The sequence below is a fragment of the Amaricoccus macauensis genome, from assembly GCF_014201905.1.
GTDB lineage: Bacteria > Pseudomonadota > Alphaproteobacteria > Rhodobacterales > Rhodobacteraceae > Amaricoccus > Amaricoccus macauensis.
In genome coordinates this window covers 669,334-691,896 of the sequence record NZ_JACHFM010000001.1, presented here as the reverse complement: position 1 = coordinate 691,896, position 22,563 = coordinate 669,334, and the positions used below count along the sequence as shown (strand labels likewise).

24 protein-coding genes are annotated in these 22,563 nt (G+C 68.5%); 19 read left to right on the top strand and 5 right to left on the bottom strand.

Annotated features, from left to right (window positions below; translation table 11 throughout):
- The first annotated feature begins 15 nt into the window (after window positions 1-15).
- From HNP73_RS03325 to HNP73_RS03300, 6 genes are all read left to right on the top strand, one after another.
- Window positions 16-843, top strand: a complete 828-nt coding sequence (locus tag HNP73_RS03325) for a histidine kinase dimerization/phospho-acceptor domain-containing protein (protein WP_184147087.1) — start codon at window positions 16-18, stop codon at window positions 841-843.
- A gap of 125 nt (window positions 844-968) precedes the next feature.
- Complete coding sequence (gene acnA / locus HNP73_RS03320; protein WP_184147085.1) at window positions 969-3,725, top strand: aconitate hydratase AcnA; 2,757 nt, start codon at window positions 969-971, stop codon at window positions 3,723-3,725.
- 107 nt (window positions 3,726-3,832) lie between these two features.
- Window positions 3,833-4,534 carry a DUF1223 domain-containing protein gene (locus tag HNP73_RS03315; protein WP_184147083.1) on the top strand — a complete coding sequence of 234 codons (702 nt, stop codon included), beginning with the start codon at window positions 3,833-3,835 and terminating at the stop codon, window positions 4,532-4,534.
- Window positions 4,535-4,599: 65 nt separating this feature from the next.
- Window positions 4,600-4,836 carry an Lrp/AsnC ligand binding domain-containing protein gene (locus HNP73_RS03310; RefSeq protein WP_184147081.1) on the top strand — a complete coding sequence of 79 codons (237 nt, stop codon included), beginning with the start codon at window positions 4,600-4,602 and terminating at the stop codon, window positions 4,834-4,836.
- Between the two features lie 108 nt (window positions 4,837-4,944).
- On the top strand, window positions 4,945-5,766 hold the full coding sequence (locus HNP73_RS03305) for an alpha/beta hydrolase (protein ID WP_221288156.1): 822 nt from the start codon (window positions 4,945-4,947) through the stop codon (window positions 5,764-5,766).
- A 34-nt stretch (window positions 5,767-5,800) separates the two neighbouring features.
- Window positions 5,801-6,586, top strand: a complete 786-nt coding sequence (locus HNP73_RS03300; RefSeq protein WP_184147078.1) for a VOC family protein — start codon at window positions 5,801-5,803, stop codon at window positions 6,584-6,586.
- A gap of 370 nt (window positions 6,587-6,956) precedes the next feature.
- On the opposite strand, the gene HNP73_RS03295 is transcribed toward HNP73_RS03300, so the two are convergent.
- Window positions 6,957-7,430 (bottom strand): hypothetical protein, encoded by a 474-nt coding sequence (locus tag HNP73_RS03295; RefSeq protein ID WP_184147076.1) that lies wholly within the window; start codon window positions 7,428-7,430, stop codon window positions 6,957-6,959.
- 172 nt (window positions 7,431-7,602) lie between these two features.
- Here HNP73_RS03295 and HNP73_RS03290 point away from each other — a divergent pair, with 172 nt between their 5' ends.
- From HNP73_RS03290 to HNP73_RS03280, 3 genes are read left to right on the top strand one after another with little or no spacing between them, the layout of a single operon-like run.
- Window positions 7,603-8,034, top strand: a complete 432-nt coding sequence (locus HNP73_RS03290) for a SufE family protein (protein ID WP_184147074.1) — start codon at window positions 7,603-7,605, stop codon at window positions 8,032-8,034.
- A gap of 3 nt (window positions 8,035-8,037) precedes the next feature.
- Window positions 8,038-9,057, top strand: a complete 1,020-nt coding sequence (gene bmt, locus HNP73_RS03285) for a betaine--homocysteine S-methyltransferase (RefSeq protein ID WP_184147072.1) — start codon at window positions 8,038-8,040, stop codon at window positions 9,055-9,057.
- Complete coding sequence (locus tag HNP73_RS03280) at window positions 9,054-9,551, top strand: DUF2380 domain-containing protein (protein WP_184147070.1); 498 nt, start codon at window positions 9,054-9,056, stop codon at window positions 9,549-9,551. The genes bmt and HNP73_RS03280 overlap by 4 nt, the downstream gene beginning before the upstream one ends.
- Before the next feature lie 22 nt (window positions 9,552-9,573).
- Here HNP73_RS03280 and HNP73_RS03275 read toward each other — a convergent pair whose 3' ends face one another.
- Both HNP73_RS03275 and HNP73_RS03270 read right to left on the bottom strand, forming a co-directional pair.
- On the bottom strand, window positions 9,574-10,497 hold the full coding sequence (locus HNP73_RS03275; protein ID WP_184147068.1) for a cation diffusion facilitator family transporter: 924 nt from the start codon (window positions 10,495-10,497) through the stop codon (window positions 9,574-9,576).
- Between the two features lie 122 nt (window positions 10,498-10,619).
- On the bottom strand, window positions 10,620-11,963 hold the full coding sequence (locus HNP73_RS03270) for an Nramp family divalent metal transporter (RefSeq protein WP_184147066.1): 1,344 nt from the start codon (window positions 11,961-11,963) through the stop codon (window positions 10,620-10,622).
- Between the two features lie 202 nt (window positions 11,964-12,165).
- On the opposite strand from HNP73_RS03270, the gene mntR reads away from it, so the two are divergent.
- Window positions 12,166-12,621 carry a manganese-binding transcriptional regulator MntR gene (gene mntR / locus HNP73_RS03265; protein WP_184147064.1) on the top strand — a complete coding sequence of 152 codons (456 nt, stop codon included), beginning with the start codon at window positions 12,166-12,168 and terminating at the stop codon, window positions 12,619-12,621.
- A gap of 27 nt (window positions 12,622-12,648) precedes the next feature.
- On the top strand, window positions 12,649-13,827 hold the full coding sequence (locus tag HNP73_RS03260) for an MFS transporter (RefSeq protein WP_184147062.1): 1,179 nt from the start codon (window positions 12,649-12,651) through the stop codon (window positions 13,825-13,827).
- On the opposite strand, the gene HNP73_RS03255 is transcribed toward HNP73_RS03260, so the two are convergent.
- Together HNP73_RS03255 and katG are read right to left on the bottom strand one after the other, a co-directional pair.
- Window positions 13,802-15,004 (bottom strand): PQQ-dependent sugar dehydrogenase, encoded by a 1,203-nt coding sequence (locus HNP73_RS03255; RefSeq protein ID WP_184147060.1) that lies wholly within the window; start codon window positions 15,002-15,004, stop codon window positions 13,802-13,804. The two genes, HNP73_RS03260 and HNP73_RS03255, sit on opposite strands and share 26 nt — an antisense overlap.
- A gap of 115 nt (window positions 15,005-15,119) precedes the next feature.
- A complete protein-coding gene (katG, locus tag HNP73_RS03250; RefSeq protein WP_184147058.1) occupies window positions 15,120-17,327 on the bottom strand; it encodes a catalase/peroxidase HPI in 2,208 nt (735 codons plus the stop codon).
- 242 nt (window positions 17,328-17,569) lie between these two features.
- On the opposite strand from katG, the gene HNP73_RS03245 reads away from it, so the two are divergent.
- The 8 genes from HNP73_RS03245 (at window position 17,570) to tolR (ending at window position 22,562) form a co-directional block, all read left to right on the top strand.
- Window positions 17,570-18,529, top strand: a complete 960-nt coding sequence (locus HNP73_RS03245) for a hydrogen peroxide-inducible genes activator (RefSeq protein ID WP_184147056.1) — start codon at window positions 17,570-17,572, stop codon at window positions 18,527-18,529.
- Between the two features lie 53 nt (window positions 18,530-18,582).
- Window positions 18,583-19,545, top strand: a complete 963-nt coding sequence (gene lipA / locus HNP73_RS03240; protein ID WP_184147054.1) for a lipoyl synthase — start codon at window positions 18,583-18,585, stop codon at window positions 19,543-19,545.
- Between the two features lie 173 nt (window positions 19,546-19,718).
- Window positions 19,719-20,030, top strand: coding sequence for a hypothetical protein (locus HNP73_RS03235; protein ID WP_184147052.1), 312 nt, complete (start codon window positions 19,719-19,721; stop codon window positions 20,028-20,030).
- 142 nt (window positions 20,031-20,172) lie between these two features.
- Window positions 20,173-20,466, top strand: a complete 294-nt coding sequence (locus tag HNP73_RS03230; protein WP_184147050.1) for a hypothetical protein — start codon at window positions 20,173-20,175, stop codon at window positions 20,464-20,466.
- A gap of 61 nt (window positions 20,467-20,527) precedes the next feature.
- Window positions 20,528-20,848, top strand: coding sequence for a hypothetical protein (locus tag HNP73_RS03225; RefSeq protein WP_184147048.1), 321 nt, complete (start codon window positions 20,528-20,530; stop codon window positions 20,846-20,848).
- Window positions 20,845-21,258: a tol-pal system-associated acyl-CoA thioesterase gene (gene ybgC / locus HNP73_RS03220; protein ID WP_184147046.1), complete on the top strand. Its 414-nt coding sequence runs from the start codon at window positions 20,845-20,847 to the stop codon at window positions 21,256-21,258. The genes HNP73_RS03225 and ybgC overlap by 4 nt, the downstream gene beginning before the upstream one ends.
- Before the next feature lie 128 nt (window positions 21,259-21,386).
- Window positions 21,387-22,088, top strand: coding sequence for a protein TolQ (gene tolQ, locus HNP73_RS03215; protein WP_184147044.1), 702 nt, complete (start codon window positions 21,387-21,389; stop codon window positions 22,086-22,088).
- 3 nt (window positions 22,089-22,091) lie between these two features.
- Window positions 22,092-22,562: a protein TolR gene (tolR, locus tag HNP73_RS03210; protein ID WP_184147041.1), complete on the top strand. Its 471-nt coding sequence runs from the start codon at window positions 22,092-22,094 to the stop codon at window positions 22,560-22,562.
- The last annotated feature ends 1 nt before the right edge of the window (window position 22,563 follow it).

Sequence of the window (22,563 nt, the reverse complement as noted above, 5' to 3'; positions counted from 1 at the left end):
GGTGTGCTTCTCGTCGTGGTCCGCACGCTCAGCGGCGCGCTTGCGCCCGTGGCGACCTTCGTGGCCGAGCTGGATCAGCGACGGGCGTCGGATCTGTCGTCGATCCAGGCGGAGGGACTGCCGGACGAGTTACGGCCGATCCCGCGCGCGCTCGATCGCTATCTGGTCCGGATCGAGGCGCTTCTCGCGGCGGAGCGGGATTTCTCGGCGAACGCTGCCCACGAGTTGCGCACGCCGCTCGCGGTCGCCGCGGCGCAGGCCCAGATCATCGCCGAGGGCCGGGGCGGCCCGAAAGCGGCCCGGGCGGTGGTGGCGGCGGTGGCGAAGGTGACGGCGCTGGTCGAGCGGCTGCTCGAACTGGCGCGGGCGGAGGCGGGGATCGGCCGCGAGGGCGACCGGTGCGATCTGTTGCAGGTGCTTCGCCTGCTGATTGCCGATCTCCCGGGGTGTCCGGTCCTGCTCGATGATGGCGACCTCGAGGTGGTCGAGGTGGCGGCCGATCCCGACGCGGTGGCGCTGGTGCTCGGAAACCTGCTGCGCAATGCCTGCGAGCATAGGGTGGGGCCAGTGCGCGTGACTGTCGGGCCGGCGCCATCGGTCGAGATCGCGACTCCGGTCGCACCGGGGTCGGCCTTTCGCGAGGGGCGCTTCGCGAGGGGGGCCGGGTCAACGGGAAGTGGACTGGGGCTCGGTATCGCCCGCACCACGGTCGATCGGCTCGAATGGGAGCTCGATCTTGTGATTCGGGACGGCGCGGCCATCGCGCGGGTGAATTTTCCCGGTTGTGGAGCCGGTTTCCCGCTGCCCGGGCCAAACGTCAGGGCAGGGTCCGACAGCGGCTGACCGGGTGGCCGGGAAAATTTGTATGCGATGGTATGCTTTTCGCAGCTGCAGTACTTGCGGGAGGCAGGCGGATGCGTCATATCAGAGCCAGTTCCCGTCCAGCCCACCCTACGCCCGGAGGCAAGATGACCGTATTTGTTGGAACCGACACTGCCAAAACGCGACGCACCCTCCAGGTGGGCGACAAGGCCTACGCCTACTACTCGATCCCGGCCGCGCAAGCCGCAGGACTAGGCGATTTCTCGAAACTGCCCGCCTCGCTGAAGGTGGTGCTCGAGAACATGCTGCGGTTCGAGGACGGCGGGTTCACGGTCTCCGTCGATGACATCAAGGCCTTCGCGGAGTGGGCGACGAAGGGCGGCAAGAACCCGCGCGAAATCGCCTATCGCCCGGCGCGGGTGCTCATGCAGGACTTCACCGGCGTGCCGGCGGTCGTGGACCTCGCGGCGATGCGCGATGGCATCATGGGCCTCGGCGGCGATCCGCAGAAGATCAATCCGCTGAACCCGGTCGATCTCGTCATCGACCATTCGGTGATGATCGACGAGTTCGGCACGCCCCGGGCGTTCCAGCTCAACGTCGATCGGGAATACGAGCGCAACATCGAGCGCTACCAGTTCCTGAAGTGGGGCCAGAACGCGTTCGACAACTTCCGCGTGGTGCCGCCGGGCACGGGCATCTGCCATCAGGTGAATCTCGAATACTTGGCGCAGACCGTGTGGACCGACAAGGATCTTGCCGGCGAGGTTGTCGCCTATCCCGATACGCTCGTCGGCACTGACAGCCATACCACCATGGTGAACGGCATGGCCGTGCTCGGCTGGGGCGTGGGCGGCATCGAGGCCGAGGCCGCGATGCTCGGCCAGCCGGTGTCGATGCTCATCCCCGAAGTCGTCGGCTTCAAGCTGACCGGCAAGATGGTCGAGGGCACCACCGCGACGGACCTGGTTCTGAAGGTCGTGGCGATGCTGCGCAAGAAGGGCGTCGTCAACAAGTTCGTCGAGTTCTACGGCGAGGGGCTCGACCACCTGCCGCTCGCGGACCGCGCGACGATCGGCAACATGGCGCCCGAGTACGGCGCGACCTGTGGCTTCTTCCCGGTGGACGGCGAGACGCTGCGCTACCTGCGGCAGACCGGCCGCGACGAGGAGCGCATCGCGCTGGTCGAAGCCTATGCCAAGGAAAACGGCATGTGGCGCGGTCCGGACTACGAGCCGGTCTACACGGACACGCTGCATCTCGACATGGGCGAGATCGTTCCGGCGATCTCCGGGCCGAAGCGGCCGCAGGACTACACGCCGCTCGGCGACGCGGCGACGGCGTTCTACCAGACGGTCTCCGAGTACCGTGGCGTCGACAAGAGCAACGGCGCGCAGGAGATGCAGGACGAGGGCGGCGGCGTCATCGCCGCGCCGCTCGACCCGCGCCGCACGGTTTCGGTCGAGGGCGAGGACTACACGATCCGCGATGGTTCGGTGGTGATCGCGGCGATCACCTCCTGTACCAACACCTCGAACCCTTACGTGATGATCGGTGCCGGTCTCGTGGCCCGCAAGGCGCGGGCGCTCGGCCTGACGCGCAAGCCGTGGGTGAAGACCTCGCTCGCGCCGGGAAGCCAGGTGGTGTCGGAATATCTCGAGGCGGCCGGGCTGCAGGAGGATCTCGACGCGATCGGCTTCAACCTCGCGGGCTACGGCTGCACCACCTGCATCGGCAACTCAGGGCCGCTCGGTGATCCGGCGATCTCGAAGGCGATCGCCGACAATGACATCGTGGCGACGGCGGTGCTCTCGGGCAACCGCAACTTCGAGGGCCGCATCTCGCCGGACGTGCGGGCGAACTACCTCGCTTCCCCGCCGCTCGTCGTCGCCTATGCGATCGCGGGCGACCTGAACGTCGATCTGGCGCACGAGCCGATCGGGGTGTCGAAGGATGGCCACAAGGTGTTCCTGAAGGACATCTGGCCGACCAACGAAGAGATCGCCACCCTCGTCCAGAAGACGGTGACCCGCGAGGCGTTCCAGACGAAGTACGCCGACGTCTTCAAGGGCGATGCCAACTGGCAGGCGGTGGAGACGACCGACAGCGAGACCTACGACTGGCCGCCGACCTCGACCTACATCCAGAACCCGCCGTACTTCCAGGGCATGTCCAAGGAGCCGGGCGTCATCTCCGACATCTCCGGGGCGCGGATCCTCGCGCTGCTCGGCGACATGGTGACGACCGACCACATCAGCCCGGCGGGTTCGTTCAAGCCGACGACGCCGGCCGGCAAGTACCTCATCGAGCGGCAGATCCAGCCGCGCGATTTCAACTCGTACGGCTCGCGGCGCGGCAACCACGAAGTGATGATGCGGGGCACCTTCGCCAACATCCGCATCCGCAACGAGATGCTTGACGGCGTCGAGGGCGGTTACACCAAGGGGCCGGACGGCAAGGAGACCTCGATCTTCGACGCCTCGATGGCCTATCAGGCCGAGGGCGTGCCGCTGGTGGTAATCGGCGGCGTCGAGTACGGCGCGGGTTCGTCGCGTGACTGGGCGGCCAAGGGCACGGCGCTGCTTGGGGTGAAGGCGGTGATCGCCGAGAGCTTCGAGCGCATCCACCGCTCGAACCTCGTCGGCATGGGCGTGATCCCGTTCGAGTTCACTCACGGCGACAACCGCAAGACCCTCGGGCTGAAGGGCGACGAGGTGATTTCGATCTCCGGCCTCGCCGGCGATCTGAAGCCGCTGAGCGTGGTGCCGTGCACCATCCTCTATGCCGACGGCCAGGAGCGCACCATCGAGGTGAAGTGCCGGATCGATACGGCCGTCGAGATCGAATATGTCGAGAACGGCGGCGTGCTGCAGTACGTGCTGCGGCATCTTGCCGCCTCGTGACACGGACGGGCGGCGGCGGGAACGCCGCCGCCCTCTCGAAGGCTTGACTGGCGCTGTCAGGGCGCCCCGGGCTACCAAGTCCGACAGGGCAGGCGCGACGGTCTGAAATGCGTTCAATACCGACTTTCTTCACTCTTCTCCTCGCGGCGGCACCGGCGGTGCGCGCTCAGGAGACCCCGACGCCGGTGGTGGTCGAGCTCTACACCAGTCAGGGGTGTATCGCCTGCCCGCCGGCGGATGCGCTTTTCGGCGAACTCGCCACGCTCGACGGGGTGATCGCGCTCGCGCTGCACGTCGACTACTGGGACTACATGGGCTGGAAGGACAAGTTCGGCAGCCCCGAGCACACGGCGCGGCAGAAGGCCTACGCCCGTGCCGCGGGCAGCCGGACGCTCTACACGCCGCAGATGGTGGTGCAGGGCCAGGAGCAGCTGAAAGGGCACGATGCGCAGGCGATCCTCGCCGACATCGCCCGGCGCAAGGCCGAGGTGGCAAGGGCGACGGTGAGCGCCGAACGCAAGGACGTGACGCTGACAATCCGGATGCAGCCGGTCGCGGACCCGGTCGGCCCGGCGGAGGTGCACGTGGTCTCGTACATTCCTTCGGAGACGGTCGCGATCGAGACGGGCGACAATGCAGGGCAGGAAATCACCTACGCCAACATCGTCACGAACTGGCGCACCGTGGGACGCTGGGACGGCGAGGCGGCCTTCGAGGTGACCGTGGACGATGCGCCAGCGGGGCCGCTCGCGATCGTCGTGCAGACGGTGCGCATGGGGCCGGTTCTCGCCGCCGCGGTGCTGCCCTGAGCCGCGAGATCCCGATTGCAACCGCCGGTGGCCGCCTGCATCGTGGGAGTCCGAAGGGAGAGTCCATGAACTGCGTCTTCATCCAGCTGCGCTGCCGGCCGGGCCGCACCTACGAGGTGGCGGATGCGATCTATGACCGGGAGTTTGCCTCGGAGCTCTATTCGACCAGCGGCGAGTACGACCTGATGCTGAAGGTCTACATCCCCGAGGACGAGGATATTGGCCGCTACATCAACGAGCGTATCCTCGACATTCCGCACGTCGACCGCAGCCTGACGACCCTGACCTTCCGCGCGTTCTGAAGCGCGCATCCGGGCCTCGGCGTTCCGGCCTCGGGGCGCGCGGTTCACGGGTTGCATCCCGCGTGGCGCGTCGGCAGGCTCGCCTCTCCGAGCAGCGCGGGGAGCGGGATGATTACAGACTGGGACGACGCCTACGCCAACGCGGTGCATATCCCGGACGGCGCGGGGTTCCCGGCGCGGCTCGCACGGGATTCGGCCGCATGGCGGGCGGGCTTCGACGAGGCGAGGTTCCGCACCCTCACCTACGGGCCGGATGCGCGGGACGTGGTGGAGCTGTTCCTGCCCGAGGGTCCTCCGAAAGGGCTCGTCATCTTCGTGCATGGCGGCTTCTGGCTGAAGTTCGGGCCGGCGGACTGGTCGCATCTGGCGGCGGGCGCGATCGCGCGTGGCTGGGCCATGGCGTTTCCCGGCTACCGGCTGGCGCCGACGGTGCGGATTTCGGAAATCACCGCGGCGATTGCCCGCGCCGTTTCGGTGGCGGCACGGGAGGTGGGCGGACCGATCGTGCTCACGGGACACTCGGCCGGCGGACATCTGGCGGCGCGCATGGTCTGCGACGACAGCGCGCTGACGGTCTACGAGCGGGCGCGTATTGCCCGTGTGGTGCCGATCAGCGGGCTTTTCGATCTGCGGCCGCTGATGCTGACCACCACTTATGCGGTCCTTGCGCTGGACCTCGCAGAGGCGCGGGCCGAGAGCCCGAGCCTCTGCGAGCCGATCGCGGGCGCGCCGCCGTTGCATGTCTGGGTGGGGGGCGACGAGCGGCCGGAATTCGTTCGCCAGTCGATGCTGATGGCGAACGTCTGGACCGGGCTCGGGGTCGACACGCGGCTGACGATCGAACCCGGACTGCACCATTTCGACGTGCTCGACTCCCTGATCGAGCCGGGATCGCCGCTCGTCGCGGCGCTTCTCGGGGAAGCCGACTGAGCGAAGAAAGCCGAATCGGCGAAAGGGGGGCGCGATGTCAGAGCAAATTGGACGGCCATGCTGGTACGAACTCATGACCAGCCGGGGCAGTCTCGGCGCGGCGGAAGCGTTCTACGGCGAGATCCTTGGCTGGCGCGTCGAGGACGCCGGCATGGAGGGATTTACATATCATCTCGCGAGATCGGACGGCGACCTGGTCGCGGGCATGATGGAACCGCCCCCGGACGTCGAAGGGATGCCACCGTTCTGGATGATCTATTTCGCGGTCGATGACGCCGACAAGGCGGCGGCGGAGATCGAGGCAGCCGGCGGCGGCGTGCACAGGGCGCTGGCCGACATTCCCGACACCGGGCGCTTCGCCGTGGTGGCCGATCCGCAGGGCGCGGCCTTCGGGATCCTCGCGCCGCTGCCGATGTCGGATGGCGACGCAGGCCGGGCCTTCGACCAGAGCAAGATGGGACACGGCAACTGGAACGAGTTGATGACCTCGGACCCGGAGGCGGCGCTGACGTTCTATTCGAAGCTCTTCGGCTGGCAGAAGTCGCGTGACGTCGATATGGGCGAGGTGGGCACCTATCGGATCTTCTCACATGGTGGTGGCGACATTGGCGCGGTGATGGGCCTCGGCGATGCGCCGACGCCGTGCTGGCTGCCATACTTCGGGATCAATGGCGTCGCCGCGGCGACTGACCGGGTGAAGTCGGCAGGTGGCACCATCGCGCATGGTCCGATGGAAGTTCCAGACGGTGTGTTCATTGCGGTCGGTCAGGATCCGCAGGGCGCGTGGTTTGCGCTGGTGGGGCCCAAGGACGCCACCTGAGGCTTTGGGCGCCTGCGCCGGGAAACGTGGTTAACGGCGCAGCGCCCCTGATCCTGAGAATAGGCGGCCGTCGCCGGATGGGGAACGCCGTCTCTTCCGCACCGGTTAACGGGGTGTCGGGTGGCCTCGGGGCTGCGTTCTGATTGCGCGGGCGCGGAGCGAAGGCGGAGATATCAGCCGCCGGCGGCGCTGTGTGCGGTTTCGATGAAGGCGGCCGGAGGCGGTGACCTGCCTCCGTGCGCCGCTCGCCTCGCATCACACGGAACCGGTGGACGCACGGCCAGTGGGATGCGGCAAGGAGGCGGGGGAAATCCGATCGGGGTCCGCGCGCGCACCTTGCGACATCAGCGGCACCGTCGCCCGCGCGGCGCTACGCCTTCGGGATTGTCGGGAGCGCGAATGTCTGCGTGCCGCCGCTGCCGTGGATCTCGACCTTCGTCACCTTGCGCGCGGTGATGGTCGGGATGAAGGCGCCGGCCGTCATGGTCCGGGTTTTCGGCGAGCCCGAGTTTGCCGGGTCGGCGGGCGGGATCGCCACGAACTCGAAGCGGAGCACGCCATTCGCGTCCGGGCCTTCGGAGAGAGGACGGAGGGCGGCGCCCCAGTAGCCTTGCGTCGGTGCGGGGCCAGAGACGCGGACGATGGCGCCATAGAGCGCGCGCTCGCTCGTCGCCTGCTGGATCGGCAGCACCACGGGGTCGGGAACCTCCTCGCCACGGGTGCTGAAGAAGCCCTGGGCATTGCCCTCGCGGCCGAGGAAGCCGGGCACTTCCATGCCACCACCACCGCCGCCGCAGCCGGCGAGAAACGCCGCGCCAGCGAGCAAAAGGATGCCGTTTCGCATGCGTCTGCAGCCCATCATGTTCCCCGGATAGTGCCTCGCTCGCGGCTTGGGAAGGGCCAAAACGCTGGTCCCCTGTCCATCGACACTGGACCGTGGCGGCATGAGCGCCTAGATCCTTCGGACACGCCAGAACAGCACGCCGGGGCGCGTGCGTGAGGGAAGCCACCGGACCATGGCAACGCCGCGTTTCGAGGAGATCGCCGACGACTTTTCCTTCCTCGACGAGTGGGAGGACCGGTATCGGTACGTGATCGAGCTGGGTCGCGGCATGGCACCGCTCGATCCGGTGCTGAAGGTTCCCGCGACCAAGGTCGATGGCTGCGCGAGTCAGGTCTGGCTGGTGCCGCGGCTGGAGGGGAGCGGCCGGTCGGCGCGCTTCGACTTCGACGGCGAATCGGATGCGCTGATCGTGGGCGGCCTGATCGCGGTGCTGCACGCGCTCTATGCCGGGCTCGACCCGGCCGGGGTGCTGGCTGTCGACGCGTCGGAGGAACTCGGGCGGCTCGGCCTCGACCAGCATCTGTCGGCGCAGCGCTCGAACGGGGTTCGGGCCATGGTGGCGCGGCTTCGCGGCATCGCGCAGTCGGCGCTCGAGGAGGTCTGACCCATGGCGGTTTCACTCGAGTCCCTGCTGGCTGACCGGGAGTGGCTGCTTGCGGACGGGGCGACGGGAACCACGCTCTTCGCCATGGGTCTCGAATCCGGCGAGGCGCCGGAGCTCTGGAACGAGAGCGCGCCGGAAAAGGTGCGCGCGCTTTACGACGGCGCGATCGGCGCGGGGTCCGATCTGTTCCTGACGAACAGCTTCGGCGGCAACGCGAGCCGGCTGAAGCTGCACGACGCGGACGGCCGGGTCTTCGAGCTGAACCGGGCGGCCGCCGAGATCGGGCGGGCGGCGGCGGATGCGGCCGAGGCGGCCGGGGGCCGGCCCGTGGTGGTCGCGGGCTCCATCGGGCCGACGGGCGAGATCATGGCGCCGCTCGGGCCGCTCTCCATCGAGGCGGCGGCGGACATGTTCGAGGAGCAGGCACGGGGGCTGCTCGCAGGCGGCGTCGACGTGCTCTGGGTCGAGACCATGTCGGCGCCGGACGAGCTGCGCGCCGCGGCGCTGGGGATCGCGCGGACCGGGGCGCCCTGGTGCGGGACGATGAGCTTCGACACGGCCGGGCGGACGATGATGGGCCTGACCGCGGCGGACATGGTGGCGCTGGTCGACGGGCTCGAGCACAAGCCGCTGGCGTTCGGGGCGAACTGCGGGGTTGGCGCCTCGGATCTCCTGCGCACGGTGCTCGGGTTCGAGTCGGTGCATCCGGCGCTGCCGGTCGTCGCCAAGGGCAACGCCGGCATTCCGAAGTTCGTCGACGGGCATATCCACTACGACGGCACGCCGGAGCTGATGGCGGACTACGCGGTGCTGGCGCGCGATTGCGGCGCGCGGATCATCGGCGGCTGCTGTGGGACGACGCCGGCGCATCTCGTGGCGATGCGCGCGGCGCTTGAGGCGACGCCGAAGGGGCCGGTGCCCGATCTCGAGACGATCTCGAAGCGGCTCGGCGGGTTTTCCTCGGCGTCGGACGGCTCGGGCGGCGCGCCAGCCGGCCGCGAGCGGCGCAGGAGGCGGGCGTGAGGGGCGCGGCCACAGTCGCGCTCGGCCTCGTCCTCGCGCTCGGGGCTGCGCTGCCGGTGCTGGCAGCGGACCGCGTGGCGGTTTCGAGCTTCCAGTTCAGCGACGGCTCGGGAGAGGTGCGCGACCAGCGCGCCGAGCATGTGGCCAATCTCGCGCTGTTCAACGACGCGTTGCGGGCAGGGCTGTCGGCGCGGGGGCTCGATGTGGTCGTGCCGGACTGCGGTGGCCCTTGCTCGCCGGACGAGACGCAGTTCGAGGCGATGGCCGAAGCGACCCGGGCGCTCGACGCGAAACTGCTGATGATCGGCGGGCTGCGCAAGGTCAGCACGCTGATCGGGCTGATCAACGTTACCCTGATCGACATCGACACCGACAAGGTGGTCTGCAACCGCTCGTTGTCCTATCGCGGCGACAACGCCGAGGCGTGGACCCGGGCGGCGGATTTCACCGCCATGGACGTGATGCGTGGCTGTTTCGAGGCGCCCGCGTCCTGAGCTGGCATCCTCAGCCGTCGGGTTACTCGGCCCATTCCGGATCGGCGGTGAACGTGATGGTGAGCCAGCGGTTGGGGTCCTCGGCGCCGATTGCCTCGCCGATCTCGTCGCGAAGCTCGTCCCAATCCTCGATCGGTTGCGCCGGATGGCCCGGCGGCACGATGAAGTAGAGGTCGATCTGCTCGGCCCGGCCGACTTCCGCGACGTAGGCGCGGTAGTCGAGGAATCCCTGCTTCGCCACCGTCTCCGTGGCGACCCGGTCGACCAGTTGCCGAAGCTCGGGCGGCGTGACCATCAGGACCTCGCGGAACGCCTGGTAGACGATGCGGACCGGCCTCGGCGCGACAGCGAGCGAGACGACCGCGAGCACCACCGGATCGACGTAGGGCAGGATCCACGCGTGAGCGGTGCCGTCGAGGAGGAAGCCGATCAGGAACGCGACAAAGAGCGCCGAGGTGATGATGCCGGACATGGTCCAGCCCTTGATGTCGAGCCGGATGAGATCGGAATCGAGCCGGTTCGCCTGGTGGCGTCCGGCGAACAGGACGGTGGCACAGAGCATGACGGCCCCGCCGGTGTAGATGAGGGCCGGGCCGAAGTCCGTATCGGTCCCGCCGGCCGCGACGCTCGTCACCGCGTTCACGAAGCCATAGAGGGTGATCGCCATCAGCAGGCAGCCGTTCAGCGCGACGACCAGCGGTTCGAGGTGCCAGAGGCCCATGTTGAAACGCTTGACCAGCCGCTCGCCCGCGGCTCCCGGTCGGGTCGTCTGGTGGATGAGCCGGGAGACGATGAGGGCGAGGAGCGTCATGGCGGCGTCGATGAGCGCGTAGACCGCGTCGAAGGCGATGGCGATCGAGCCGGAGACGAGGCCCATCGTCACGCCGAAACCGCTGAGCAGGAGCGTGGCCGTCAGGGAGAGCGAGAGGTAGCGCTGTTCGGTCATCGGCCGAGCGTCCCTGAGGGGTCCCTGCCTCAGGTGTAGCTGGAGCTTCCGCATCCGGCAAGAGTCGACGGCGCGGATTTCGCCGTCGACTCAACAGGTTCCCTCTGGTGACGCGCCAGCGATCAGATCCCGAGGAAGGTGTCGTAGAGAAGCTTGATGTTCAGGATGACGATGAGCACCGCCACCGCCCATGCGAGGGCGCAGACGACGCGCGGCACCGCGAAGCTTCCCATGATGCCGCGGCTCGATGCGAAGTGCACCAGCGGGATGACGGCGAAGGGAAGCTGCATCGAGAGGACGACCTGGCTCAGGATCAGCAGTTCGCCGGTGCCCGACGGGCCGTAGATCGCGGTGACGACGATGACGGGGATGATCGCAAGGCCGCGGGTGAGCAGCCGCCGCGCCCAGTGCGGCAGGCGGAGGTTCAGGAAGCCCTCCATCACGATCTGCCCGGCGAGGGTTGCCGTCACCGTCGAGTTGAGGCCCGAGGCGAGCAGCGCCACGGCGAAGAGCGTCGAGGCGATGCCAAGACCGAGCAGCGGCGACAGGAGCTCGTGGGCATGCTCGATCGACGCCACATGGGAGTTGCCGGTGTCGTGGAAGGCGACGACCGAGACGATCAGGATCGCGGCGTTGACGAAGAGCGCGAGCATGAGCGCGAGCGTCGAGTCGATGGTCGCCCATTTGATCGCGTCACGCTTGCCCTCGTCGGTGCGCGGATAGGCCCGGGTCTGCACGATCGAGGAGTGCAGGTAGAGATTGTGCGGCATGACGGTGGCGCCGATGATGCCGATCGCGATGTAGAGCATCGCCGGGTTGGTGACGATTTCGCGCGAGGGAATGAACATCGACCCGAAGATCGCCTGTACCGGCGGCGCGGCGGCGATGACCTGAATGCCGAAGCAGATGAAGATGATCGACAGCAGCGCGACGATGAACGCTTCCAGCCAGCGGAAGCCCCGGCTCATCAGGTAGAGCACGAGGATGGCATCGAGCCCGGCGATCACCGCGCCCCAGACCAGCGGGATGCCGAAGAGCAGGTTGAGCGCGATCGCCGTGCCGATCACCTCCGCGAGGTCGCAGGCGATGATCGCGATCTCGCAGGCGAACCACAGGAGGTAGTTGACGGGACGCGGGTAGTAGGCGCGGCAGGCCTGCGCGAGATCGCGGCCGCTGGCGATGCCGAGGCGGGCGGAGAGCGCCTGCAGCAGGATCGCCATCAGGTTCGACAGCATGATGACGAAGAGCAGCGTGTAGCCGAACCGCGCGCCGCCGGCGATGTCGGTCGCCCAGTTGCCGGGGTCCATGTAGCCGACCGAGATGAGATATCCCGGCCCCATGAAGGCGAAGAGCTTGCGCAGCCAGGAGCCGCCCTGAGGCACGGCGACAGTGGCGTGGACTTCGGGAAGGCTTGGGCGGTGGGCCTCTTCCCGCATGCGGGAAAGCGGGGCGGTGGCGTCGGTCATCGGGGAAATCCGGGCGTGAAAACTTCAATCGAGTCGTTGCTCGAAATCTGGCGCTGGGCGTTGAATTATGCAATAGGCTATATTGATTGCGGCGTGCTTAAAATTGTCTGCGAGGGGATGTGGTCGCCGCGGGGCCATGCTAAGAGGGGAGCCCGCGTGCGGGCTGATGCCCGTGCGGGGCCGGAAATTCGGGGGAAGGCGAATGGTTCAGGGACAGCGGGCGATTCGCCGGGACGAGCCGCTCCCGGATGCCTCGGCCCATTCTGAAGGCTTTCGCCAGACCCGCGAGGCGCTGCGGAGCGCGCTGGTCGAGGATTATCTCGAACTCATCGCCGACCTGATCGAGGACGGCAACGAGGCGCGGCAGGTCGACATTGCCGCCCGCCTTGGCGTGGCCCAACCGACGGTGGCGAAGATGCTCGCCCGGCTGGTGGCCGACGGCCTCGTCACCCGGAAGCCTTATCGCGGCGTGTTCCTGACCGAGGCCGGGCGGCGCGTCGCAACCGAGGCGCGCGCGCGGCATCAGACCGTCGAGGCGTTCCTGCGCTCGCTCGGGGTCAGCGCCGAGACCGCCCGGATCGATGCCGAGGGGATCGAGCATCACGTGAGCGGCGAGACGCTCGAGGCGTTCCGCCGGGCGATGGCCGGCCGGAACTGAGATAAGCCCCGCGCCGGATCCCGCATCTTGTACCCCGCCCTTGTCTCGCTCTTTCTCGGCGCCTTCGCCATTGGCACGACCGAGTTCATCGCCGCCGGCCTCCTGCCGGCGATCGCCGGGGATCTTGGCGTGTCGATCCCGGACGCGGGGTTTCTGATCACCGGCTACGCGCTCAGCGTCGCGGTGGGCGGGCCGCTGCTCGTGGTGGCGCTGGGCCGGGTGCCGCGAAAGCTGGCGCTCCTCGGGGTGATGACGATCTTCGTGGCCGGACACGCGCTGTCCGCGCTGGCGCCGAGCTTTGGCATGCTGCTGCTCGGGCGCACGGTCGCGGCGGCGGCGCACGGGACGTTCTTCGGCCTCGCGGTGCTGGTCGCCGCGTCGATCGCGCCACCGGGGAAACGGGGCATGGCGATCGCCATCGTCATCGGTGGCATCAACATCGCGAACGTCATCGGCGTGCCGGCGGGCACCGCGATCGGCGGCGCCTACGGCTGGCGCGCCGCGTTCTGGATGGTGGCACTGATGGCGGCGGTCGCCGCGGCCGCCATGGCGGCCTTCCTGCCGCGGCGCCCGGGTCGCGGCGCTGGCGGCGGCGGCGCCTTCGCCGAGCAGGTGCGCGCGGTCGGGAGCTGGCGGGTCGTCACGTCCTACCTGCTCATCATCCTCGCCATGGCGGCGTTCTGGTCGCTCGGCACTTTCATCGCTCCCTATTTCAGCGAAGTCGCGGGCGTGGGCGAGGGCCTTCTGCCGCTGGTGCTGCTTGGCCTCGGCCTGCTTGGGACGGTCGGCATCATCGCCGGCGGCCGCTACGCCGACCGGTATCCGATCGGCAGCATCACCTTCAGCTATCCGGTGGCGGCGCTGGCGCTCGCGGTCACCTGGGCGGTCACGGCGAGCGCCTGGCCGGTGGGCGCCGTGGCGATCGGCCTGGTGCTGGCGGCCACCAGCCTGTCGGCGGTGGCGTTGCAGAACCGCATCCTCACCGGCGCCGCCGCTGCGCCGGAGCTGGCGTCGGGGCTGATCTCGGCGATCTACAATGTCGGCATCGCGGTCGGTGCGGGGCTCGGCTCGGCGCTGCTGGGCGGCGGCATGTCGATCGCCACGATGCCGCTCGTCGGTGCGGCGCTGCTTGCCGCGGGCAGCGTCCTTGCGGTCGTTGCCACCCGCGGCGAAGCGCCGGTCAGTCGGCCATCGCCTGCGGCGTAAGCCGCAGGATCGCACCGTTCTCCGCATCGGTGATGACGATGATCGCGCCGGCCGCGTCGATCGCGACGTCGCGGATCCGGCCCTCGTCGGGCAGCAGGCGCTCCTCGCCGATAACCTTGTCGCCGTCGAGCTTCAGGCGCATCAGGCCGCCGGGGCTCATGGCGCCGATGAGCGCGTCGCCCTGCCAGTCGGCAAAGAGCTCGCCGTCGTAGAACGCGAGCCCGCTCGGGGCGATCACCGGATCCCAGTAGTACCGCGGCTGCTCCATGCCGTCGGCCACGGCAATGCCCTCGCCGATGTCGGAGCCGTTGTAGTTCACGCCGTAGGAGATGACCGGCCAGCCGTAGTTCTTCCCCGCCTCGACCCGATTCAGCTCGTCGCCGCCCTTCGGCCCGTGCTCGACGATCCAGAGCTGACCGGACGCGTCGAGCGCCGCGGCCTGAATGTTGCGGTGGCCGAGGGACCAGATGGCGGGCTGGGCGCCGTCGGTGCCGACGAAGGGATTGTCCTCCGGCGCCTCGCCGTCGAGCGAGACGCGGATCACCTTGCCATAGGTCTTGTCGAGGTCCTGCGCGAACACCCGTTCCTCCGGGACCGAGTGCTCGCCGGTCGTGATGAAGACGTGGTCCGCGCCGTCGAACACCAGTCGCGAGCCGTAGTGCATCGGGCTGGGCGAGGGCGGCTCCTGCACGAAGATGTCGGTCACGTCCTCGAGGCCGCTGCCGTCCCCGGCGAGCGTTCCCCGCGCGGCGGCCGTGGCGGAGAGGCCGTCGCCCATGGGCTTGGAGTAGGTGAAATAGACCATGCGGTCGGTGGCGAATTCAGGCGAAAGCGCCACGTCGAGCAGGCCGCCCTGCTTCTCGGCGAGAACCTCGGGGATGCCGGTCAGCGGGTCGGAGACCGCGCCGTCGGCGGCGACGAGGCGCATCCGGCCGGGGCGCTCGGTGACGATGAAGCCGCCGCCCGGCATCGGCGCCACCCCCCAGGGGTGGACGAGGCCATCGGCGATCGTCTCCACGTCGAGGCCGACAGCGGACTCCATCGCGGGCGCACGGGTCTGTTCGGGAAAGGCCGGCGTAAAGTCGGGGACGTTCTTCGGCCCCTGCGACACCGGATCGGCCGCGAATGCGGGTGCGGCGAGAAGGGCGAGGGCAGTGGCGGCGAAGCGCACGGGCATGGTCGTCTCCTGTCCTTGGGATCTCGGGAACCCAACGACAGAGCCGGCCCGGCGTTTCATGACATTGCGGGGAGGGGCAGGGCAGGGGGAGCGGCGGAACCGCTCCCCCGGAGGCTCAGGCCTTGAGGTCGAACCGGTCGGCGTTCATCACCTTGGTCCAGGCGGCAACGAAGTCGTTGGCGAACTTCTGGCCGGCGTCGGCCGAGCCGTAGACCTCGGCGAGGGCGCGGAGCTGCGCGTGCGAGCCAAAGACCAGATCGACGCGGGTGCCGGTCCAGCGCGGTTCGCCGGTCTTGCGGTCGCGCCCCTCGAACAGCACTTCGTCCTCGGATACCGGCTTCCAGACGGTCGCCATGTCGAGCAGGTTGACGAAGAAGTCGTTCGAGAGCGTGCCCGGGCGGTCGGTGAAGACGCCGTTCGGCGACTGGCCGGCGTTGGCGCCGAGGACGCGCAGGCCGCCGACGAGGACGGTCATCTCCGGCGCGGTCAGCGTCAGGAGATTGGCCCGGTCGACGAGGAGCTGCTCGGCCGGGACCGAGTATTCCGCCTTGAGGTAGTTGCGGAAGCCGTCGGCCACCGGCTCGAGGTAGCCGATCGACTCGATGTCGGTCTCTTCCTGCGAGGCGTCCATGCGGCCCGGCGCGAAGGGCACGCTGACCTCGTTGCCGGCCTTCTTCGCGGCGTCCTCGACGGCGGCGTTGCCGGCGAGCACGATCAGGTCAGCGAGCGAGACCTTCTTGCCGCCAGCGGCCGACGCATTGAACTCCTGCTGGATGCCTTCCAGCACCTCGAGCACGCGGGCGAGCTGGGCGGGCTGGTTCACCTCCCAGTCCTTCTGCGGTGCGAGACGGATACGCGCGCCGTTGGCGCCGCCGCGCATGTCCGAGCCGCGGAACGTCGCGGCCGAGGCCCAGGCGGTGGAGACGAGCTCGGAGGTGCCGAGGCCGGAGGCGAGGACCTTCGCCTTCAGCGCCGCCTGGTCCGCCTCGTCGATCAGCGGGTGATCGACCTCGGGGATCGGATCCTGCCAGATCAGCACTTCGGCCGGGATCTCCGGGCCGAGGTAGCGGGAGCGCGGCCCCATGTCGCGGTGGGTGAGCTTGAACCACGCGCGGGCGAAGGCGTCGGCGAACTCGTCCGGGTTCTCGTAGAAGCGCCGCGAGATCTTCTCGTAGTCCGGGTCAGTGCGGAGCGCGATGTCCGAGGTCAGCATGGTCGGGCCACGGCGCTTCGACTTGTCGAACGGGTCGGGAACGCTGTTCGCGCCCGCGCCGTTCTTCGGCTGCCACTGGTGCGCGCCGGCCGGGCTCTTGGTCAGTTCCCAGTCGTAGCCGAACAGGTTCCAGAAGAAGTTGTTCGACCACCGGGTCGGGGTGGAGGTCCAGATCACTTCGAGTCCGCTGGTGATCGCGTCCGGGCCGATGCCACTGCGGTAGCTGCTCGCCCAGCCGAGACCCTGCGCCGCCATGCCCGCGGCTTCCGGCTCGCGGCCCACATGGTCGGCCGGGCCGGCACCGTGGGTCTTGCCGAAGGTGTGGCCACCGGCGATGAGCGCCACGGTCTCCTCGTCGTCCATCGCCATGCGGGCGAAGGTCTCGCGGATGTCACGCGCCGAGGCGAGCGGGTCCGGGTTGCCGTTCGGCCCCTCGGGGTTCACGTAGATGAGGCCCATCTGCACCGCGGCGAGCGGGTTCTCGAGCTCGCGATCGCCGGTGTAGCGCTTGTCACCGAGCCAGGTGTCTTCGGTGCCCCAGTAGGTCGCCTCGTCCGGCTCCCACACGTCGGTGCGGCCGCCGGCGAAGCCGAAGGTCTTGAAGCCCATGGACTCGAGCGCGACGTTGCCCGTCAGCACCATGAGGTCGCCCCACGAGATCGCGCGGCCGTACTTCTGCTTCACCGGCCAGATCAGCCGGCGCGCCTTGTCGAGCGAGACGTTGTCGGGCCAGCTGTTGAGCGGGGCGAAGCGCTGCTGCGCCTGACCGGCGCCGCCGCGGCCATCGGAGACGCGGTAGGTGCCGGCGGCGTGCCACGCCATGCGGATGAAGAGGCCGCCGTAGTGGCCGAAGTCGGCCGGCCACCACTCCTGGCTGTCGGTCATCAGCGCGCGAAGATCGGCCTTCACCGCGTCGAGGTCGAGGTTCCTGAACGCCTCGGCGTAGTCGAAGTCATCGCCCATCGGGTTCGACAGGTTGGAATGCTGGTGGAGAATCTTGAGGTTGAGCTGGTTCGGCCACCAGTCGGTGTTGCCGCGCATGGCCGTGCTCGAGGCAAGCGTCGCGTGAACGACGGGGCACTTGCCTGCGGTGTCTTCAGTCGAGTCCATGGTTTCGCTCCGATCCCGTGCACTGATATTCGGATTGGGTGTGGCGGGCCCCCTGTGGCGGCCCGGCGAAAAACGTCAGGCGAGCCTCGGGCAAGCGCCCGCGGTGGGGCGGAAGGATGCGTCGCTCATCGGCCTCTCGGTCATCGCTTCCCCCTGGAGTTGAGCTGCCTGAGCCCCCGGTATAGGCCGTTCCAATCATAAGGGGAAATTGCATTTCCTTCGCAGGGCGATAAATTGACATTATGAGCTTCACCCTGCGCCAGCTTCGCTCCCTGACAGCGCTCGCCGAAGAAGGCCACTTCGGGCGCGCTGCCGCGGCGGTGAACATCAGTCAGCCGGCGCTCTCCGTGCAGATCCGCGAACTGGAGGCGACGCTGGGCGCGCGTCTGGTGGAGCGCGGGCCGCGCGAGGCGGTGCTGACACCGACCGGGCGCGAGATCGTGCGGCGGGCGCGGCGGATCTTCGAGGAGGTCCGCGAGATCGAGCAGGTCGCGCGCTGGCATGGTGGCCTCTCCGGGCGCCTCCGCATCGGCGTGATCCCGACGGTCGCGCCCTACCTGCTGCCGCTCGCGCTGCCGGAATTGCGGGCGCGCAACATCTCCCTCGATCTCGGCGTGCGCGAGGCGCAGACCGAGCGGCTCATTGACGAGGTGCGGAGCGGCGGGCTCGACGCGGCGGTGATGGCACTGCCGGTCGAGGCGGCGGATCTGGTGGCTGAGCCGCTCTTCGAGGATCGCTTCCTGCTCGCGGGGACCGGGAGCCGGCTCGCGGCACTCGGGGCGGAACCCGCGCCCGAGGCGATGGAGCCGGGACAGTTGCTGCTGCTGGACGACGGCCATTGCCTCGCCGATCAGGCGATCGCCGCCTGCGCGGTCGATCGCAGCCGGGCGCCGATGGATCTGCGCGCCGCGAGCCTCTCGACGCTCTGCAGGCTGGTCTCGGAGGGATTCGGCGTGACGCTTCTGCCCGAGCTCGCGGCCTCGGCCGAAAGCGCGGCGGCGCCCGGGCTCGCACTCACGCGCTTTGCCGAGCCCGAGCCTCGGCGGACGATCGGGCTCGTCCGGCGCCGCCTTTCCGTCGATGACGGCTGGTTTGGCGAGCTTGGGCGCATATTTGGCGAGGCCGGGAGGCAGGTAATCGCCGGCTGGACGGGCCCGAGCCATGAAGCACCTTCAGGGCTGCCAGTCGCCAATAGTCGCTGACATCTGGCCGCGCTGACTTTATGCTTCGGCGCGGGAGAGAAACGAGGGGACGAATGACCACCAGTTCGCGGGACAACAGCGATCGGGCGCAGCGGCACCCGGAAAAGGCGCACCGGCCCGATACGCCGCTTCTGAAGAAGCCGGACTGGATCCGGGTGAAGGCGCCGTCCTCGGAGGGCTACCAGAAGACCCGCGCGATCATGCGCGAGAACCGGCTCGTCACCGTCTGCGAGGAGGCAGGGTGCCCGAACGTCGGCGAGTGCTGGAGCCAGGGTCACGCGACCATGATGATCATGGGCGAGATCTGCACCCGCGGCTGCACCTTCTGCAACGTGGCGACCGGGCGTCCGGACGCCCTCGACGCGTTCGAGCCGGCCCGGGTGGCGGTGGCGGTGGAAAAGCTCGGCCTCAACCACGTGGTGATCACCTCGGTCGACCGGGACGATCTGGCCGACGGCGGGGCGGAGCATATCGCCCAGACGATCCGCGCCGTGCGCCGGAAGAACCCTGGCACGACGATCGAGGTGCTGACGCCCGACTTCCTGCGCTGCGGGCCGGATGCGCTCGAGGTGGTGGTGGCGGCGAAGCCCGATGTCTTCAACCACAACCTCGAGACGGTGCCGGGCCTCTACCCCGAGGTGCGTCCGGGTGCGCGCTACTTCCATAGCCTGCGGCTCCTGCAGCGGGTGAAGGAACTTGACCCGACGATGTTCACCAAGTCCGGCATCATGGTCGGGCTGGGCGAGGACCGTCAGGCCGTGACGCAGGTCATGGATGACATGCGCGCGGCGGACGTCGATTTCCTGACGATCGGCCAGTACCTGCAGCCGACGCCGAAGCACCACGCGGTGAACCGCTTCGTGACGCCTGACGAGTTCGCGGCTTACGAGAAGGCGGCGTTCGGCAAGGGGTTCCTGATGGTGTCGGCGACGCCGCTCACCCGGTCGAGCTATCACGCCGGCTCCGACTTCGCCCGGCTTCGCTCGGCGCGCCTCGCCAAGTTCGGGCAGGCGTAGAAGACAGGCGTAGAGGACGGGCCCGCGGGGAGCGGCGGCGGCCGTCGTTTCCCGGCAGACTTTCCGGCAGATTGACAGGTTCCAGGCGGGTTCCACAAATGGAACCCGCCTGGAACTCTCGGCCCAGCCGAGCGTTCTCAGAGAGTCGAACACAACGGACTGGGGAGAACGAGATGAAGATCGGTGTAACGCTTGCGGCCATGATCGCCGCACCGCTGCTGCTCGCCGCATGTCAGCATGGTGGAACCACGCCGAGCGGCGAGGCAGCGGCGAGCGTGAGAGACAGCCAGATCTCCGCCTGCAAGAACGAGGTGGCCGCGCAGAATGCGATGTCCACCAACGATTTGCGCAGCGTCTATGATCGCGAGACCCCGATGGGCACCGCCGTCGTGAACGTCCTCGCCTCGAACGGCACGTTCGCCTGCGAAATCGGCGCGGACCTCACTGTCAAGAGCATCACGAGGGTCGGCGACGCGCGGACCTGACACCCTGCGGATTGTTGCTGAGGGGGGCCGGGCGGAAAACCGCGCCGCCCTCGGCGCTTGCCCTGTAGGGTTCCGATTGTTACGCCAGTGGTTGCCGGCAACAGCGCAAGAGGTTTCGCCGGCGTGCAAGGAGGGCCTTAAGATGACCACATGGAAGCTTTTCGCGCTTTGCGCGCTTCCCCTCGGTATCGCAGCCTGCGGGCACAAGGAGCCCCCGCCTCCGCCGGCCCCCGTGCTCAGCGCCGCCGAACAGGCTTGCGTTGACCGCACGATCGCCAGCACCGGCGCGACGGCCGGTAACGTCTCGATCGTCGCGACCGGCGCCACCAAGACCGGCGAGTCGATCTACACCACCAGCGTCGGCAACAGCGACTTCACCTGCGTGGTGGACGCGAGCGGCGCCATCACCAGCTTCAGCCAGGGTGTCGTCCACTAAGGCGCCTCTGTCTCGGCGGGCGGCTCCCGAGCCGCCCGCCCGGCGCTTCCCAAGGCGAATCATGCTCCGCTCCGTCCTTCCTTTCGTGCTCCTCGCACCAATCCTCGTGGCGGGATGCGTCAACCAGCAGGCCGCCGGGCCAGTGCCGGCACCGGAACCGCTTCCCGAGGCCACAAAGCAGCTCATGGAGGCAAGGTGCGGCGCGGCCGTGGCCGAGCACATCCATGCGCCGCAGTCGGCGGTGCTGCCGGTCTGGAGCGGCGCGACCCCCGACAACCGTGGCCTTGTCACCGTCGGTGACACCCTGAGCGGCGAGCAGCGGGTCCATTTCTGCGAAGTGAGCACCACGGGTCAGGTCTACGCGATCCGGCATTCGCTGTGAGCGGTCCCGCCAGGTTCCGGCTTCGGGTCTACTACGAGGACACCGACGCCGCGGGGATCGTCTACTACGCCAACTATCTGAAGTTCATCGAGCGGGCGCGGACCGAGGCGCTTCTCGAACTCGGGTTCAGTCAGACCGATATCCGGGACCGGCTGGGGCTGGTCTTCGCGGTGCGCGAGGTGGCGGTGAGCTATCTTGCGCCGGCGCGCCTCGAAGATCAACTTCTCGTGAAGACAACGGTGTCCGCGCCACCGCGCGGCGCGCGCATCGCGATGACGCAGGACATCTGGCGCGATGAGACGCTCCTCGTGCATGCGACGGTCGTTCTGGCCTGCCTCGGGCGCGAAGGCCGACCCGCGCGCATACCGCCGGACCTGCTGATGGCGTTAACCACTCTCGCGGTAGTTTGACGGCGCCTCGCTGGACAGAACGCGTTATTTCCGCCTACAGCATCGCAAAATGTGGTATCGTTGCCTCAGAGCCGGACGAAACATGGCCGAACTGAGGCGACCCGAGTGAGTATCCGAGACAGGCATCCATGAATCCTGACACCATGGCCGCGGCCCAGCAGGTCGATTTTTCCCTGCTCGCGCTGTTTTTCCGGGCGACCTTCACGGTGCAGATCGTGATGCTCGTCCTCATTGCCGCTTCGTTCTGGTCCTGGGCGATCATCGTCCAGAAGCTCATTGACCTGCGCCGCGTGCGCGGGGAGGTGCGCGACTTCGATCAGGAATTCTGGTCTGGCGAGCCGCTCGATGTGGTCTATGACCGGATCGGGCCGGACCCGGCCGGCTCCTCCGCGCGCATCTTCGCTGCCGGCATGAGCGAGTGGCGCCGGTCGCACCGCAAGGACGGCGGGCTGATCCACGGCGTGCAGGCCCGCATCGAGCGGGCGATGAACGTGGCGATCGGGCGCGAGTCAGACAGCCTGACAAAGGGGCTGACGTTTCTCGCCACCGTCGGGTCGATCGCGCCGTTCGTCGGTCTCTTCGGCACGGTCTGGGGCATCAAGCACGCCTTCGAGCAGATCGCCCTCCAGCAGTCGACCAATCTCGCGGTCGTGGCGCCCGGCATCGCCGAGGCGCTGCTCGCGACCGGCCTCGGGCTGCTTGCGGCGATCCCGGCGGTGATCTTTTACAACAAGTTCAACCACGAGACCGAACAGGTGATCGGCGGCTACGAGGGCTTTGCCGACGAGTTCTCGATGATCCTGTCGCGCCAGCTCGACCGGGCGGCCTGAGCCGTGGGCGCCAGTCTGCAGACCTCCGGCCGCTCGCGGAGTGGCCGGCGCCGGCGCAACCGGCCGATGGCGGAGATCAACGTCACGCCGATGGTCGACGTGATGCTGGTGCTGCTCATCATCTTCATGGTGGCGGCACCGCTTCTGACTGTCGGCGTGCCGATCGAGCTGCCGAAGACCGCCGCGACCGCGCTGCCCTCCGATCAGGAGGAGCCGCTCACCATCGCGCTCACCCGTGACGGCGGCATTCTCGTGCAGAATTCGCCGGTCGAGCCGGCACAGCTCATCCCGCTGCTGCGCTCCGTCGCGGCGGAGCGAAAGAGCGGCAAGGTGTTCCTGCGCGCGGACGGAGGCATCCCCTATGAGGGGGTCATGCAGGTGATGGGCGCGTTGAACGCCAGCGGTTTCAACGACATAGGGCTTGTGACCGAGCAGGGTGGACCGAAGTTCGACGGTTCGGTATCGGGCGGCTAGA

What these genes read in the sequence shown, in the direction of transcription:
- acnA (WP_184147085.1), top strand. Translation starts at nt 969, where the DNA reads ATGACCGTATTTGTTGGAACCGACACTGCCAAAACGCGACGCACCCTC.
- HNP73_RS03315 (WP_184147083.1), top strand. Translation starts at nt 3,833, where the DNA reads ATGCGTTCAATACCGACTTTCTTCACTCTTCTCCTCGCGGCGGCACCG.
- HNP73_RS03310 (WP_184147081.1), top strand. Translation starts at nt 4,600, where the DNA reads ATGAACTGCGTCTTCATCCAGCTGCGCTGCCGGCCGGGCCGCACCTAC.
- HNP73_RS03305 (WP_221288156.1), top strand. Translation starts at nt 4,945, where the DNA reads ATGATTACAGACTGGGACGACGCCTACGCCAACGCGGTGCATATCCCG.
- HNP73_RS03300 (WP_184147078.1), top strand. Translation starts at nt 5,801, where the DNA reads ATGTCAGAGCAAATTGGACGGCCATGCTGGTACGAACTCATGACCAGC.
- HNP73_RS03295 (WP_184147076.1), bottom strand. Translation starts at nt 7,430, where the DNA reads ATGCGAAACGGCATCCTTTTGCTCGCTGGCGCGGCGTTTCTCGCCGGC.
- HNP73_RS03290 (WP_184147074.1), top strand. Translation starts at nt 7,603, where the DNA reads ATGGCAACGCCGCGTTTCGAGGAGATCGCCGACGACTTTTCCTTCCTC.
- bmt (WP_184147072.1), top strand. Translation starts at nt 8,038, where the DNA reads ATGGCGGTTTCACTCGAGTCCCTGCTGGCTGACCGGGAGTGGCTGCTT.
- HNP73_RS03275 (WP_184147068.1), bottom strand. Translation starts at nt 10,497, where the DNA reads ATGACCGAACAGCGCTACCTCTCGCTCTCCCTGACGGCCACGCTCCTG.
- HNP73_RS03270 (WP_184147066.1), bottom strand. Translation starts at nt 11,963, where the DNA reads ATGACCGACGCCACCGCCCCGCTTTCCCGCATGCGGGAAGAGGCCCAC.
- mntR (WP_184147064.1), top strand. Translation starts at nt 12,166, where the DNA reads ATGGTTCAGGGACAGCGGGCGATTCGCCGGGACGAGCCGCTCCCGGAT.
- HNP73_RS03255 (WP_184147060.1), bottom strand. Translation starts at nt 15,004, where the DNA reads ATGCCCGTGCGCTTCGCCGCCACTGCCCTCGCCCTTCTCGCCGCACCC.
- katG (WP_184147058.1), bottom strand. Translation starts at nt 17,327, where the DNA reads ATGGACTCGACTGAAGACACCGCAGGCAAGTGCCCCGTCGTTCACGCG.
- HNP73_RS03245 (WP_184147056.1), top strand. Translation starts at nt 17,570, where the DNA reads ATGAGCTTCACCCTGCGCCAGCTTCGCTCCCTGACAGCGCTCGCCGAA.
- lipA (WP_184147054.1), top strand. Translation starts at nt 18,583, where the DNA reads ATGACCACCAGTTCGCGGGACAACAGCGATCGGGCGCAGCGGCACCCG.
- HNP73_RS03235 (WP_184147052.1), top strand. Translation starts at nt 19,719, where the DNA reads ATGAAGATCGGTGTAACGCTTGCGGCCATGATCGCCGCACCGCTGCTG.
- HNP73_RS03230 (WP_184147050.1), top strand. Translation starts at nt 20,173, where the DNA reads ATGACCACATGGAAGCTTTTCGCGCTTTGCGCGCTTCCCCTCGGTATC.
- HNP73_RS03225 (WP_184147048.1), top strand. Translation starts at nt 20,528, where the DNA reads ATGCTCCGCTCCGTCCTTCCTTTCGTGCTCCTCGCACCAATCCTCGTG.
- tolQ (WP_184147044.1), top strand. Translation starts at nt 21,387, where the DNA reads ATGAATCCTGACACCATGGCCGCGGCCCAGCAGGTCGATTTTTCCCTG.